We start from the raw sequence: 16,751 nt of genomic DNA on the forward strand, positions 1-16,751 counted from the left end.
TTTCTATAAATTAATTTAAAATATTATTTTTAATAATTTAAATTTAGTTTCCTTTTTATAATATATTATTTTTTTTTACTTTTTTATCATATCAAATATTTTTTGTATTAAATTTTTTCATTTCGATTTTTCAATAATTTATTTTTAACCTTATTTTTTAATAAATCTATTATTTTTATTATTATTTTTTTATTTAAAATTTTAATTAACAGATTTTCTCCAACTTTTTAAAAGTATAAACCATACAATTTTTAGAAAAACAATATATAATATTAATATTATTAAAGAAATATACAAATATTTTATTTTTCCTGTTTGAATTGATAACAATGGTAAATTTAAAACAAACAATAATGGAAAACCTATAAATAAAGCAATCCCAGAGCCAAAAACAAGAGAATTTGCTGCAGGGCTTTTAAAATCTGGATCAATTTCTCTTAGAAGAGCAAGACCTGTTGATATTGTCCCTGTAAGATTGCCATAAAGAATAAATGTAAATTCAAGTTTAAATTTATTATAAACTATTTTTGAGAGAAAAGAACAGTAATAATATGTTAAAAAACCACCAACAGTTGTTACAATCAATAAGGGAACAAGATAATATTTTAATACTCCTATTGATATAGCTCCAATAGATGCAGCTATCAAATAATCAAAACTTGCTCCAGATACTCTTTGTAAAAGAAAATTATTAGGGTAATTCCTAACCATAATTTTCTTTTTTTTCATAAAATTAAATATTAATCTTAAAAATATTGCAAAAATAGTTCCAAAAATAAAATGAAATCCCCAAAAAGTTTGCATTAAAGTTTTAAATATTGGACCAAGAGGATTTAAAATGAATTCAAGTCCTTTTAAAAAATAATAAGTTATAAGATAAACCAGGCCTATAAGAAAAATTTGGACTGTTAACCTATCAATTGACTCACTTAATGGGATGTCTCCTTTTTTATCTTTTTCTATCTCTAAATTATTTTCATTTCCTTGAATATATAAAACATCTGGAACTTCCTTTTTATATTTAACCCTATAATTCAAATAAATAACACCTGGAATACAAGCCCATAAAAAACCAAAAGTAGCAATAGCAAGACCTAAAGAAGAAGCTCCATAAACACCAAGTTTTTCCCAAGTCATACCTATAGAATAGGCTTGCCCTGGTCCTTGCCCATATCCTAGTGGTAAAAGTAATCCTAGACCAGGAAAAACATCCTTCCTACCTATAAAAAAAATAATAAAAAATATAATAAGGCCAACAATACCCTGTAAAATATAAGTAGAAGTTATAAAAAAGGCAGTATTAATAGTATATTTCCCATCATCTTTTACTTCCCTCTCTTTTAAAGCTAATGAAATAAAACCTATAGCTAAAAGATGATAAACAATATTTCCAAGAATTTCTTCTGAGAAATTAATGATCTTTAATCCTTCTCTTCCACATATCAACAATAAAAAACCAGCAATTATAGCATTAGGAATTAAAAAGTTTTGAAAAAATTTTATCTTCCTTTTTATAAAAGTACTTATCCCAAGAAAAAATGAAAGCCACATAAAAGTTAAAATACCTTCAAAACTCATAAATCCTCCTTAAGCTTTAGCTACATAAAAATTATTTATTTATATTTTCTAATAATAGTTTTATGTTAATAATATAATTAAATAATATATAGTAATAATTAAATATATTTTTAATTTTTCAAATTTATTTTTAAAATTATTTAAGTTTTCCTAATTAAAATTAAATCAATTTATTTTAAATATAAATTCTTTTGTCCCAATTTATTTTATTATCCTTCATTATTTTTATTTTATAAACTTTTTATAATTTCTTTGTTAAAAATAAAAAAATTACATTATAAAATAATTAAATTAGTTTTATTGAAAAAATTAGTTTTTTATATATATTTAGATAACCAAATAAACTAATATTTTAAAGGAGACCTAATTATGAAATATTTTCTTGATTCTGCAAAGATTGATGAAATAAAATATGCATATGAAAATTGGGGAATAGATGGAGTAACTACTAATCCAAAACATGTAATGGCTTCAGGAAAACCATTCAAAATAGTTATAAATGAGCTTGCTAAATACTTTGAAAACAAAGATTTTCCAATATCTATTGAGATTAATCCTCATTTAAACGATCCAAATGAGATGATCAAAGAAGCTAAAGAATACTCTTCTTATAGCAAAAATTTTGTAATAAAAATACCATGCACAGAATCTGGTTTAATTGCTGCTAAAAGTTTAATCAAAGATGGAATAAAAGTTAATATAACATTGGTTTTTTCTCCTTCTCAAGCTATTCAAGCTGGCAGATTAGGAGCATATTTTGTTTCACCTTTTGTTGGATGGAAAGAAAGTTCAGGAGAAAAAACAATTGACTATATAAAAGATATTGTACAAATATATAAAAACTATAATTTTAAAACAGAGATAATTGTTGCAGCATTAAGAAATGGACTTCAAATTGTGGAATCTGCCAAAGCTGGAGCTCATATTGTAACTGCAGGCTTTGATGTATATAAAGAAAGTTTCTATCATCCTTTTACTGATCTTGGACTTAAAAGATTTTGTGAAGCATGGGATCAAACAAAAAAAGATTAAAAAAGGAGCAAAAATGAAAATCGGTTTTATTGGTCTTGGTATAATGGGAACTCCTATGGCCATAAATATTATTAAAAATGGTTATGAAGTATATGGTTTTGATATAGATAAAAACAAAATTGTTGAGTTTGTAAAAAGTGGTGGAAAAGAAGCAAATTCTTATGAAGATTTAGTTAATAACTCAGATGTTATTATAACAATGCTTCCCAATACCTCTATTTTTGTTGAAGTTATTAATAAGTTAAAAAATTTATTTAGAAGAGGCCAAATTTTAATTGATATGAGTACTATTTCTTATAAAACCTCCAGAGATATCTCTTCCGAACTTAGAAAAATTGGTGTTGAAATGCTTGATGCTCCAGTTGTTAAAAGCCAACCAGCAGCTATAAAAGGTGAATTGGGTATTTTAGTTGGTGGGAGAAAAGAAATTTTCGAAAAAATATATGATATATTAAAGTGTATGGGTAAAGAAATTATATATTATGGAGAAAATGGAAATGGTTTAAAAATGAAAATTTTGCATAATATGCTTGTTGCTGGAATTCAATTAGCAGTAAATGAAACACTTATTCTTGCACAAAAATCTGGTTTAAATTTTGATGATGTTATAAAAGGAATTAAAGCTGGTGGAGGACAAAACTTTTATCTTGATGCAAAAATAGAGTCAATAAAAAATAAAGATTTTTCTCCAAAATTTCCTTTTGAACATATGTATAAAGATTTAAATCTTGCTTTAGAATTATCAAAAGAATATAATATAGAACCTATTACATTAAAAGAAACACTAAAAATTTATAAAGAAGGTATAGAAAAAAATTTGAACAGAGAAGATTTTTCTGCTACTATTAAAATTCTTGAAGAAAAATATATAAAAAATTAAAATGTTAAACACAATTTCAAGTATAATAGTTTATTTTACTCTTATTATTTCTGGCTTTTTACTTAAAAAATTCAAAATTTTAAAGGAGGAAGATGCAAGTGTTTTAACTAAAATTGTTCTTAATTTGACTCTACCTTCACTCGTTCTCCTAACTTTTTCTAATTCCTCTTTTGAAAAGAGAAATCTATTAATTATATTTTTGCCTGCCTTATTTTTTACAACAACTTTTCCTTTTTATATAATTTTTCTCAATTTTTTTAGAATAATTAAATATAGAGAAATAGCTATAATCTCTTTCTTAGGCTTCAATATAGGACTTTTTGCTTATCCATTTATTAGAGAAATTTTTTCACCTGGAACATTTATTAGAGCTATTTTATTTGATACAGGAAATGCAATATTTATTTTTGGATTTTCATACATAATATCATATATTTTTTATATAATTTACTATGAAAAAAAAGACACCATCAAAATTGCACAAAATGAAATCTTATTAAAAAAATTTATTAAAAGCAAAGAGGAGAGAAGAGCTATTTTAAGAAATATATTTTCAAAAGAAGTTATAAAGAAAGTTTCTATAAAACTATTAAAATTTATACCATTTCAATGTTATTTAATAGGTCTAGTTTTTGCTCTTGTAGGTATTAAGTTACCTAGATTTATAACAAGAGTCTTTTTAACTATTTCTCAAGCTAATACTCCCCTTGTTTTATTAATGCTTGGGCTTAGTCTATCTTTTGATATAACAAAAGAACAATTAAAAACAATCTTTAAGATTTTATTTCTTAAATATTTTTTAGGCATATCCTTCATTATTTTGCTTTATATTTTCTTCCCAAGAATTGAACTAAAAACTAAAAATATTGCTTCAATTTTATTCGTTATGCCACCAGGAATGGCTATAATTCCTTATTCCATTGAATTCAGATTTAATACTAAAATAGCTTCTGCTCTTGTTAATTTTGGTAATATTATATCAATACTTTTAATGATAATTGTTATGTATTTTTTAAATTATTTTAATTTATTAAGCCAATAAAAAGTCAAAAATTCAAATTCTTTATTAAAAAAATAAATAAGTAAAAATATAAAATAGAAGACAGGAAAATTAATGAACAATTTTTATAACTATAACCTCAAAAATTTTTCATTAAAAGTAAATAAATTTGGAGAAATCTATTTTATAAATATTCACCCCTTTTATATTGGTATTACCTTAGATATTGGGCCAAGAATTTTATTTATAGGAAAAATCCCAGAAAAATATTTAAATTTAATTAATAAGAATGATTCAGAATTAAAAAAAGAAATTTCTAAAAATAGAGTTGAACTAATTGTATATAATTTGATATATTCAAAAAATAATCTAATAAAGCCTGTTAATTATAAAGTAAAATTAAAAACAAATAAAAATAAAGGTATAAAAATCAATTATAATCTTATAGGTGGGCACAGAATTTGGCTATCTCCAGAAGATGAAATAGAAAGTTACATTCCAGATAATATCAAAGTAAATTTTAATATTAATCAAAATAATGAATCCATTTTGTACTTTTTTAGCAACCATTATAAACTAGACAAATATTTTCATGAAAAAGGATTTATAATTGAAATAAAAAAGGAACCTCAACTAGATAAAATAAAAATTAATAAAAATATTTATGATCATTTAAAAATAAAGATGACACATTTTTGCAAAAATTTATCAAATGAAAAAATAACAAGATCCTTATGGGGTATTACAGTATTAAATGGAAATGGATATTTTATTTTCCCTATATACAAAAATTTTTCAAAATTAAATCCACAATATAACATAGTTTTTTGGCCATACAACAATTTATCAACTGACAATATAAAGCTTTTAAATGCAAAAAATATTTTAAACAAAAAACATAGTTTAATTAGAAATTTATTAATAAACACTCCAAATGTTAACAAACTTGAAAAATTAGTAAAAGTTATAAATGAAAGAAAAAAAAATAATAAATTTGGGTTCTTTATTAATTCAAATATAGCTTTTTATATCTCCAGAAACTTTATTTTTTCTAAAGAAATATTTCAAAATGATAAAAATTTATCTATTTATCCTGATCTTTTTACAAACTTCCAGGTTTATCTTTCAAAACATTATGAAGAACTTGAAACTTTGTCTCCAATTTTTGAAATTTCAAATGATAAATATACATATTTTTCAGAAATCTGGGACATTTATATTAAAGAATAATTTAACAATAATTAATTAAATAAAAATCTCAGATATTATTGAATTTGATATATGAAAATAATTTTCTCTTATTTTTAAGAAATCTTTATTGATTTCTATATATCCTTTTTTTCTAAACGATTCTATTATATCTTTCTTCTCCTTCAATAAATCAAAATTATATTTTTTATAAAGCTTTTTTATAGATACTCCCTTTTTAAGTCTTAGTCCAAGCATTATTTCTTCATTAATTTCATCTTTCAAAGTTAATATTTCATAATCTAAATAAATATTTTTATAAAAGAATTTAAGAAAATCATCTATTGTACTCTTATATTCTTTTTTAATTAACTCATCTTCTGTATCTTTAGTAGATAAATAATAAAAAATATTTTTACTAATTTTTTTAAAATCAATTTTCATATATTTATCAAGAAAAAAATTTTTATACCTTAAATAACCTATAAAACCAGAAGCTGATGCCCCTATCCCAAGATAGTATCCTCTCTGCCAGTAGTTCAAATTATGTATAGAAAAAAAATCTTCTTTTAATGCAAAATTTGAGATTTCATAGTGAATATATCCATGTTTATTCAGCATTTTTTGAACTTTTTTATATTGTTTATAAGATAATTTATCAATATCATACATTTTATCTTTATAAAAAATATAACCTTCCTCTTCTCCTGTAAACATTAGCATATAAAATGATAAGTGCGGTATTCTATTTGAAGAAATAAATGAAGATAAAAGTTCTAAATTAAAATTATTAAGGCCAAGCACAAAATCTAATGAATAATTAGAATAATATTTTTTTATTATATTCAATTTTTTATTAAAATATTCTAATAAATTCTTATTAATTAGAATATTGCCTTTTCCTAATAAATTTCTTCCTAGGAAATAATAATCATTTTCATTTAGTGATTGTATACCAACAGAAATCCTATTTATTCCAATTTTTTTATAGTATTTAATTTTACTTTCGTTAATATCTGACGGATTCATTTCAATCGTAATCTCTGCATTATTGCTTAAAATAAAATATTTTTTAATGATTCTTAATATTTTATTAATATATCTTGCATTTATACAAGAAGGAGTACCTCCTCCAAAATATATTGATTTAATTTTAGTTGCGTTTTTGTAATTTCTTAATTTATTAACTACAAGCAACTTGTTCTTTCTATAATAATCATCTTTTATAAATAAAAACTTTGAATAAAACTCGATTTCACAAATCAATTGTCTTACATATTTTTTAATAAAAATTAATTTTTTAATAAAATTAAGTTTATTCAAGCTAAATGAATAAAAATGACAATATTGACATTTTATTTGGCAAAAAGGAAAATGAATATAAATTGAAATTTCTTCCATTAATTTTAATTTTATTAAAACTTTATGAATCTTTTATATATAACTTTACCACCAATATCTTTAAAAGAAAAACAACCATAAATAGAAGAATCAAATATATCTGATGAATCAATGCTCAAACAAAAATAGCAATCTTTTGGTATAATTATTTCATCAAACTCAAAAAATATATCTTTTTTTATATTTAAAATAGCTTTATCATTAACATAAAAATTACCATCCTTAAAATAAACCCTATCTCCTTCTAAAGCTATTATTTTATATAATTTATAATTTTTATTATTTTTATTAATATTAAAAATATTAATAAAAGAAATAAGATTTGAGCCTAATATGGACAAGTAATTATTATTACTATTATTTGATATAAAAACTGTGTCTCCTTTTATAACTTTAAAATTAACAATAGAAGAATTAATAAAAAAAATTCCTAAATATGTTTTTTTAAAATAAAAAGGTTTAATAAAGCTAAATATCAAAGAAAATAAAATTGAAAAAGAAAAATAAAAAATTAAAAAAGTTTTTAATATACTTTCTGTTTTTATTTTTTTATGTGGAGCATTAGTTCTTATATACATAATGTTTCTTTAATTATATTTTATATTTAATAAGTATATAAAATTGAGTATAATTTTTACTCAAGAATATTTTTTTTCGAATTTAATACCTCTTTTAAAATTTTACTAAGCTGGTCCCTATTAATTATTTCGATTGGTCTTTGATTTACATATTGGTTAACTTCAGGCAAACTATAAGAAGGGGCTATTAAATAAGCCTTTGCAGATTTGTAAGTTTTCATTTTATCTACAACATCAGAAACTAACTCAATATTAATAGGCCTAGAAATATCTCTTAAAATCATAAAATAAATTGGTAATTTGTCAATTTTTTTCCAACCAGATGTTGAACCTATGGTTTGTGCTTCAGCAAATTTTCCATCAGAGTCAAATTTAATACTAACAATTTTACAATCAAAATAGTGTATAATATCTTGAACAATCTCTTCAAAACTTTGTTTTGAAGCAGTAAGAAATTCTTTAATATTATCATCATTTTTTAAATGTTGGAATTTAGATAATTTAACAATGACATCCCTAAAATTTGATTTTATACTATTAATTTTTTCCCATAACTCAATTGCTTTATCTATAAAATTCATTTTATAATAAGTATCAGCAATTATATAAAGGATATTAAGATAAGAATTTGAATTAAAATCTTTTATCCATTTTAAAGCTTCTTCAAAATATTTAACGGCATTTTGATAATCTTTGTTTTCAAAATATATTAATCCAAGATTAAAGTTAGCATTTAAGGCAAACCTCTCAACAGAAGTAACTTTTGAAAGATATATTATAGCATTCCTAATATCAGAAGTTTCTTTACATGATATACCATAAAAGTATTGAGCATCTGGAGAATTTGGGGCAAGCTTTAAAGCTGCTTGCAAATACTTTTTAGCAATTGAATATTGTTTTTTCTCTATTAAAATTTCACCTGTTGAAAAAATAGCTTTAGCATTATCTTTATCTATTTTTAGGGCTTTTTGGTAAAATTTTAAAGCATGATCCCATTTCTGTTTATTCTTAAATATATCAGCAATCTCTAAACAGGTATATAAATCATCAGGATTATTGTTATAAATAAGCAAAAGTTCTTTCAAAGCTTCATCAAACTGATTCTTATTGAGATAAATATCTGCAAGTTTAAATCTAACTTGAGCTTCTGAAATTCCATAAGTTTCTAAATTATATCTAAAAAGATAATTATACTCGCTTTTTGCTTCATTATAGTTTTTCATATTCCATAAACATTCAGCTAAATAATAGTGATTAATTGGATTATCAGGATCTCTTTTTATAAGCTTTCTCAAATATCCAGCTGCTTCTTCAAATCTTCCCGATGAAATTAATTGTTTTATTTTAGCTATTTTAACTGGTGAAAAAAAAACTTTATAAAGTATAATTGAAATTATAAAAAGAATTCCAGATCCAACACCTATCAATAATGAAATATCCACAAATTCTCCAATTTTTTCTAGAATTTTATTATTACATTTTATGTTTAATTTTTAAATTTTTAAGCTATAATATAAAAAAATATTATTTCTTATTATATAACATTTTTTACCTATATAAAAATATTATATTATATTAATTTTTCAATAATACTATTAGTTATACTATTTTTGATTGTACAATAATATTTATTGTTTATATTTTTTATCGATTATTATTTAAATGTTTATTAAAAAATATTTGGAAAAGAATGAAGAAAAAAATAAAAAAAATTATAATATTAACTTTTATAATTTTCACAACTTTTATATTTCATATAAATAAGTTAAACATTATTTACTCTGAAGAAGAAAATAAAAACTTTATTGAAGGTGAAAAGTATTATATTCAATCTAAATTTCAAATCGCGAAACAATATTTAATTCTAGCTTTAAATGAAGGATATAAAAATGTCTTATTGTTTTATTATTTAGGAAACATATATTTTTTTGATAAAGATTACAAAGAAGCTTTAAAATATTATCTTATTGCTATTGAATATAATAAATATGAAAAAGAACTCAACTATAATATAGGTCTCACTTATTATATGTTGGAGGATTATGTAAACTCAATAAAATATTTTAACAATTGCCTTAAGATTGATCCTATATTTGATAGTGCTTATTTACAACTTGGATTTTGTTATTTTAAACTTAAAGATAAAGCAAAAACAATAGAAAACTTTCAATATTATGTTGCTTATACTAAAAATGAAGAAAAAAAAGAAAAAATATTAAAAATATTAGAACTTTTAAAAGATCCAAACTTTAAATTTCCCGAAAATACTCAAGTAGCAAGTTCTAGCTCATCAACCCAGGGAACCTCTACATCTGGTTCAGGATCAGGAAGTGGGTCATCAGGAAGTGGAACTTCTTCATCATCTGGAAGTACAAGTTCTTTATCTTCACTTTTAGACTCTATATTAAATGATCCTGAAACTGTTGAAATATCTGAACCAACAGGTGAAGAAACTGAAAATGAAGAAGATATTTAATTATTTATTTTAAATAACAAAAAATTTTTTCTAAAATTTTTTAAAATTATTTAAATAAACTAAGGAGTTTTTATGAATAATAAAGATCAAAGATTAAAAAACACAAAACAATTAATTATAGCTATTTCTATTACCGGAATCTTATTACTTATTCTTTCTCTCATCACAGTAAATATAATTAAAAACAATTATATAGATTCAAGGTTAAAATTAGCAAAAACTTTAATTGAAGGCAAAGATTATGAGGAAACAAAAAAATTATTACAAGAAATATTACTAAAATATCCAAATCATTTGTATTCAAATTTAATATATAAAAATTTAATTAAAAATAATTATGATCTTGCATTAAAATTAATAGAAGAGTACCTAAATAAAGGCAAAAAGGAGAATTTAAAAATTGCACAAGAAAAAGAAAAATCAAATACAACTAATTCAAACTCAAATAGTAGTATAAACCAAAAGAATACTAAAGATAAAACTTCTATTTCCAATGAATCTTCAAATACTAAATCATCTGAAAACACATCCCAAAATAGTTCAATAGCACCAAAAACCTCTAAAAATAACGAATCTACAAAAAAAACAACAGCCATATCTTCACCTTCAACTCAATCATCCTCTTCTAGCTCTAGTGTTCAGAATCCTTCAAAAAATCAACAATCTCAAACACAAGAAACTAAACAAACAGAATCAACTACAACACAACAGCAACCAAAAATTGATCCAAATAAACAAAAATATGATGAACTTATAAAAAAAGGAAAAGAAGAATTAAATAAAGGAAATATAGGAAAAGCAATAGAATATTTTGAAGATGCTAAAAAATATAAAAATGATGATTATGAAGCATATGAACAATTAGCCTTATCATATTATAAACTAAATCCTAACTCATCTGAAAACCAGAAAAAAATAATTGAAAATGCAAATAAGGCAACTGATATTAAGAAAGATAGCGTTTTATCTTATGTTCTTTTGGGAAAAATTTATTATAAAAATGGCCTTTATGATAAATCAATAGATTCTTTCAGTAAAGCTTTATCTTATGATCCAAATAATATAGATGCAATGGAAGGAATGGTATTAAATTATATAGCACTTAAAGATGAAGAAAAAGCAAAAAATTATATAGAAAAATTATATAAAGCTGATCCAAAAAATTTTATAGCAAACAAATATCTTGGTAAAATGGCTCTTGATGCAAAAAATTACAATCAAGCTTTAGCCCATATTGAAACTGCATATAAAGTTAATCCTGATGACAAAGAAAACATAATAAATTATTTAAAAGCACTATATTCTTTAAATAAATTTAATGAAGTTATTAGTTTAGCACAAAATTCACTTAAAAAGGAACCTAAATATGTTGATGAATATTTATTCTTATCTCTCTCATACTGGAAAATAGGACAAGGAAATAATTCTATTTCTACATTTAATGAAGGTTTAAAATCAAATAATTACTACGATGAAACTTATAAATATAAATATTTTTATAATTATGGGAAAGTTCTTGCAGATCTTAAAAAATTTAATGAAGCAGAAGAAATGTTTAAAAAATCAATTGAAATAAATAATTCATATCTATTACCTTATGAAGAGTTAGGGTCTCTATATATTAATAACTTAAAGAAATATAAAGAAGCAATCCAAGTTCTGGAAAAAGCAATACAACTTGGAGGGGTAAACTATACGAATTACTTTAATCTTGGAACAGCATATAAAGAAATGGGAGATATGCAAAAAGCTTTAGAAAATTATGCTTCTGCTATTAATGAAAACAAAAAGATAACAGATGTTAACCAAAGATCACAAAATTATGCAAAAGTTTATTCTATAATTGGAAATATGATTTTAAAAGACGATCCAGCAAAATCTTATGAATACTATAAAAAAGCTCTAACATATGCATCTCCATTTATTGAAACTTATAGTGGCTTTTGTGATGCTGCATTAAAAATTGATAATTTTAATGACTTAAATACATTAAATGATACAGTTACTAAATTCGAAGCAAATGTTAAAACTTCCATATCTTCTGATCTTGATATAAATAGAGAGAAAGCAAACTTTTATGTTAAAGCTGGTACTTTATATTTTAAACTTAAAGTTTTTGATAAAGCTGAATCTATGGCAAAAAAGGCTATTTCATTAATAAGTAAATATGCATCAGCTTATGATCTTATAATAGAAGCTCTAATTGCACAAAAAAAGTATGATGAAGCTTTAAAATATATTGATACATATCTTGGTTTTGCAAATGAAGAAAAAAGAAAAGAATTATTAAAAAAGATTGAAGAAATAAATAAAAATAAATAAAATTTTGTAAAAAAATTATTTTAATAAAATTTTTTATAGATTATTTTTTAATTATTTGATATATTTGTTTTAAATTAAATAAAGTGAATATTTGGATCTTATTTATTATATCTAATAACTATTTAAGATTTAACTATTTAATTTAATTTGATTGAAAATAATAAGTTCATTGTAAAATTTTTATTATTAAATATTTTTAATTATTAAAAGAGAGGAATTATTTATGGGAAATTATATTGAGCTTAATGAATCAAATTTTGAAAATGAAGTATTAAAATCAGATTTACCTGTTCTTGTTGACTTTTGGGCTCCATGGTGTGGTCCATGTAAAATGATATCTCCATTTATTGATGAAATAGCTAAAGAATATACAGGGAAATTAAAAGTTTGTAAATTAAACACAGATGAAGGTTTCGAAATATCTTCCAAATACCAAATTGTTTCAATACCAACATTAATTCTTTTTATAGGTGGAAAAGAAATAAAAAGAATTATAGGTGCTATGCCAAAAAATCAGATAGTTAAGTTTATTGAAGAAAACTTAAAAAAATAAAAAATGGATGATTTAGAGAGAAACAAATCTGAGATATACAAAAAATTAGATTTAAATTTTATATTAAAAGAAATTGAAAATTTTACTCAAAACTTAAATGATAACTATTACTTAATTTTTTCCGAATACCTTATAGAATTAATTCATAATAAATCATCAATAAATTCCAACAAAGAACAAAAGAAAAATAAAATATTGTTTTTTATTAATAATATTTCATCTTTTATTATATTCTTTGAATTATTTAAAAACCCTAATTTCTATTTTAATTATAAAAAGCAATTATATTCATTTATATTTATCATATATCATCATAATAATATACTTTACAATCTAAATAATCTAATTTTTGTTACAGGGGATTTTAATTATATTGATAATATTTTACTAAATGGTTTTGATGAACTTTTTTTTCTTGATTCAAAAATTATTATTCTTGAAGAAAATTTTCATGAAAAAATAGCTAAAAATTTATTAGAAACTAAAATAAAACTAGAAAATTCATATTCTAATTACTTAGAGAAAAATTCTATATCATTTCAATATTTAAATTACCAGAACTTTCTTGATAAAATAAAAAATAGCATTAATCTAATAAAATTAAAAAATTTATCCTCCTTTTCATCCTCTATACAACATAACCAATATTTAAGAAATTTTTTTAAAAACATTTTTTTAATAAAAAATAATATTATAAATAATTTTTATTCTTATATCAACATTGAAACAAATTATATTAATGTTTTTGGAGCATCTCCAAAATTAAATTATCTATTTAATTACTCTCTTGAAAAAAATCTATATATTTTTGACAATTCAACTAATTTTTCAATTATTTCAAACATAGATCTTTTTTTTTACAAAAATATACCAGTAGATTTCTACATAAACTTCGATACAAACTTTTTTACAATTTTAAGCATCTATAAATTTTTAAATTACTGTCAAAAAATAACCTATAATAACAATAAAGAATTACAAAAACTAAATATACTTACCTCCTTATACTCCCCATATTCATTTATTTTAAGAAAAATAAAATTATCCAATAAAAGTGAATTTATTAATATTATTTTTTGCTCATTTAATTCAATTATAGAACAGATAATATTTGATAATATAATGGTTAATCAAAATAATTTCTCTGGAACATCTATAAATATGTTAGTAAATTTTTTAAACATTCTAGCGATTAAAAGTAGATCAAAATTTTTTTTAAAAATTATTGGATCAGATTATGAAAATTTAGATTTCAATTTTAATAAAATATCCCATCATAAATTGTATCCACTTTTTTATTATATTTTAAAACATGAAAATTATATCAAAAATATTCATAGCTGGGAAGCTAAAAATATTTATTACTCTTCTGAAAAACACAATTCATATAAACTTGATATTTCATTAAAAAATTTTGATAATATAAAAACTAATTTTATTAAAGACTTAAATTCATATAATAATTTTTTTTATAATAAAACACCAAATAATAAAGAAAATAATAGATATGAAATGATTCCTTTTGATATAAATAGATTTACTCAAAATATTGATAATTTAAAAATAATCATTAATGATTTTATAAATAATATTAGTGAATTCATTATTAAATATGGAGAAGAAAATTTATTAACAAATTATTATTATGATACGAAATATAATGATAATTTATTTATAAAAAATCTATTTAAAGAATTATTTTTTAGTGAAATCTATTGCAACTTAACAAAAAACGAACTTAAATATTCAAAAAAAATTAAGAAAATAAAAAAGTTTTTAAATTTTATTTAATTTTTAATATTTATTTTTATACATTTATAATAATAATAAAAATAATCATAAAATTCATTAAATAAACTATGTTTAAATAATAAAACATTAATAGCTAGAAATTTAGTAAATCAACGATATTAAAATTAGCTAATATTAATATCATATAGATAATATTGTTTATTGATAATCTTTTTTAAAATAATTTCAGCATCTATGATATTTCTAAAAATAGTGGGGTAAAAACAGAAGTTAATTATAGCTAAAATCATATTTATTGACACTGGAATCATTTTCAAAAAACATTTTAGTCTAATTTATCTAAAATATTCAAAAATAATTTTTATAATATAAATAGTTTTTTTATATTAAATAGGATTAATATAAATAAATTAAAAAATTAAATTATTAGTAATTTTCAAACTAAATAGAATTTTAATTTTACTATATAATCTTTTTCATTTTTTCTTATATTTTCTACTCTTTTTCTCAATTTTACTAATCCATAAATAAGTTAACCATCCTATAACTAACATCGAAACAGTAAAAATACCATAAGAAATAGGCCATGGAATTTTCTGAGTCATCATTGAAAATTCAGACATACCCCCTATACTTGCAATTAGATTTAATGGTAAAAATATTATATTAATAACAGTAAGATTTTTAATCATAACATTCATGTTATTATTGACTATAGTTCCCCTTGCATCCATTAGTCCTGCAAAAATTTGGGAATATATCTCCGCTTGCTTACTTGCTTGTTCATTCTCAATAATTATATCATTTAAATAATCAATAATATATGGATCAGCATTATTAGCTTTTAAATAAACTAACAATTTATTTAATAAAATTTTATTGCCATTTATTGCATCTAAATAAAATATTAAAATCTCACTCAAATTAAACATTTGTAATAAATACTCATTTTCCATAGATTCATTTATTTTTTCTTGAATGTCCCTTGATATTAATTTAATTACTTTTAAATGCTCAATAAAATGTTTAATAGTATTGTTTTGTATAGCAAAAATTGCACCTATCAGTGAACTTATATCTAATTTACTTTTTTCATCAATTAACTGACAATAATCAGAAGAAATAATTATTAAATTATCTTTAGTTAAAAAAAATCCAAGAGATAAAATACTAAATGAAGGATAATCTCCTAATTTCAATGCACTTGGAATCTTCCATATTAAAGTTAAATTCTCTTTATTTATTTCAAATCTAGGAACTTCTTCTGGATCTAAAGCTGATGACAGAGTATGTAAATCAATTAAATAATTTTTGTTTATATATTCTTTTTCATCTTCACTTATTTTATAATAATATAAAATATTACCATTATCATTCTTTGATAGTGTGTTATTATCTATTTGATATTTTATAAGCATTTTACTCCTCCTTTTTGAAAAAAGTCTTATTTCAATTACCTAAAGTTAATTTAAATCTATAAAAATTATTTATTAAATCCTTATTATTTTTAATTTTATAAAATATCTAATTTATTAAAAATTATAAATAATAATTGTCAAACAATATTTTTGTATTATATGTAAAATAATAATTCCTATTATTTTATAAAAATTAGTAATAAAACTAGATGTTTTTAATTTCATTTTAAGTATTCTTTGATTAAATAAAAACAATTCCAAGAACCTTTACATCTAAATTTTTATATATTTTTGTTCATTATTGGTATCTTTTTAATAATTTTCTGTATATTTTAATCTTAAATTATTAACAAATAAATTATTGAATAATCTTGTCAAAATATCATTATATATTAACTTATCTATTAATTTTTTAATTCACCTAAATTATTAGTTGCATATAGTATTCCAACAAAAAATAGTTTGACAAATTCTGGTTGAAAACCAGCATGATGTAAAGAATATAACATCGCTGCAAATATTATTGCCGGTAAAATCCCAAAAGATTTCTCTATTTTAGTTCTTATAAATGAA

General features: G+C 21.3%; 13 protein-coding genes. 8 read left to right on the plus strand and 5 right to left on the minus strand.

Annotated elements, in window-relative coordinates; genetic code table 11:
• Nucleotides 1–201: 201 nt before the first annotated feature.
• Entirely contained in the window at nt 202–1,578 is a 1,377-nt protein-coding gene (locus N3A58_07415) for a sodium:glutamate symporter (GenBank protein ID MCX8059227.1), read from the minus strand.
• 369 nt (nt 1,579–1,947) lie between these two features.
• Here N3A58_07415 and N3A58_07420 point away from each other — a divergent pair, with 369 nt between their 5' ends.
• The 4 genes from N3A58_07420 (at nt 1,948) to N3A58_07435 (ending at nt 5,720) form a co-directional block, all read left to right on the plus strand.
• A complete protein-coding gene (locus N3A58_07420; GenBank protein ID MCX8059228.1) occupies nt 1,948–2,610 on the plus strand; it encodes a transaldolase in 663 nt (220 codons plus the stop codon).
• A 13-nt stretch (nt 2,611–2,623) separates the two neighbouring features.
• Complete coding sequence (locus N3A58_07425; protein ID MCX8059229.1) at nt 2,624–3,490, plus strand: NAD(P)-dependent oxidoreductase; 867 nt, start codon at nt 2,624–2,626, stop codon at nt 3,488–3,490.
• Between the two features lies 1 nt (nt 3,491).
• Nucleotides 3,492–4,532 (plus strand): AEC family transporter, encoded by a 1,041-nt coding sequence (locus tag N3A58_07430; protein ID MCX8059230.1) that lies wholly within the window; start codon nt 3,492–3,494, stop codon nt 4,530–4,532.
• Between the two features lie 72 nt (nt 4,533–4,604).
• Nucleotides 4,605–5,720: a hypothetical protein gene (locus N3A58_07435; protein MCX8059231.1), complete on the plus strand. Its 1,116-nt coding sequence runs from the start codon at nt 4,605–4,607 to the stop codon at nt 5,718–5,720.
• A gap of 15 nt (nt 5,721–5,735) precedes the next feature.
• Here the strand turns inward: N3A58_07435 and N3A58_07440 are convergent, their stop codons facing one another.
• The 3 genes from N3A58_07440 to N3A58_07450 are packed head-to-tail and all read right to left on the minus strand — an operon-like array spanning nt 5,736 to nt 9,099.
• Nucleotides 5,736–7,079, minus strand: coding sequence for a radical SAM protein (locus N3A58_07440; protein MCX8059232.1), 1,344 nt, complete (start codon nt 7,077–7,079; stop codon nt 5,736–5,738).
• 14 nt (nt 7,080–7,093) lie between these two features.
• On the minus strand, nt 7,094–7,657 hold the full coding sequence (locus N3A58_07445) for a S26 family signal peptidase (protein MCX8059233.1): 564 nt from the start codon (nt 7,655–7,657) through the stop codon (nt 7,094–7,096).
• A 56-nt stretch (nt 7,658–7,713) separates the two neighbouring features.
• Nucleotides 7,714–9,099: a tetratricopeptide repeat protein gene (locus N3A58_07450; GenBank protein MCX8059234.1), complete on the minus strand. Its 1,386-nt coding sequence runs from the start codon at nt 9,097–9,099 to the stop codon at nt 7,714–7,716.
• Between the two features lie 248 nt (nt 9,100–9,347).
• On the opposite strand from N3A58_07450, the gene N3A58_07455 reads away from it, so the two are divergent.
• The 4 genes from N3A58_07455 to N3A58_07470 all read left to right on the plus strand — a co-directional run bounded on the left by N3A58_07455 (nt 9,348) and on the right by N3A58_07470 (nt 14,799).
• Nucleotides 9,348–10,133 (plus strand): tetratricopeptide repeat protein, encoded by a 786-nt coding sequence (locus N3A58_07455; GenBank protein ID MCX8059235.1) that lies wholly within the window; start codon nt 9,348–9,350, stop codon nt 10,131–10,133.
• Nucleotides 10,134–10,205: 72 nt separating this feature from the next.
• Nucleotides 10,206–12,455, plus strand: coding sequence for a tetratricopeptide repeat protein (locus N3A58_07460; protein MCX8059236.1), 2,250 nt, complete (start codon nt 10,206–10,208; stop codon nt 12,453–12,455).
• A 223-nt stretch (nt 12,456–12,678) separates the two neighbouring features.
• On the plus strand, nt 12,679–13,008 hold the full coding sequence (gene trxA, locus N3A58_07465; protein MCX8059237.1) for a thioredoxin: 330 nt from the start codon (nt 12,679–12,681) through the stop codon (nt 13,006–13,008).
• A 3-nt stretch (nt 13,009–13,011) separates the two neighbouring features.
• Complete coding sequence (locus N3A58_07470) at nt 13,012–14,799, plus strand: hypothetical protein (GenBank protein MCX8059238.1); 1,788 nt, start codon at nt 13,012–13,014, stop codon at nt 14,797–14,799.
• 437 nt (nt 14,800–15,236) lie between these two features.
• Here the strand turns inward: N3A58_07470 and N3A58_07475 are convergent, their stop codons facing one another.
• Nucleotides 15,237–16,178, minus strand: coding sequence for a magnesium transporter CorA family protein (locus N3A58_07475; protein MCX8059239.1), 942 nt, complete (start codon nt 16,176–16,178; stop codon nt 15,237–15,239).
• Nucleotides 16,179–16,751 lie beyond the last annotated feature (573 nt).

This window comes from Spirochaetota bacterium (assembly GCA_026415295.1).
Lineage (GTDB): Bacteria > Spirochaetota > JAAYUW01 > JAAYUW01 > JAOAHJ01 > JAOAHJ01.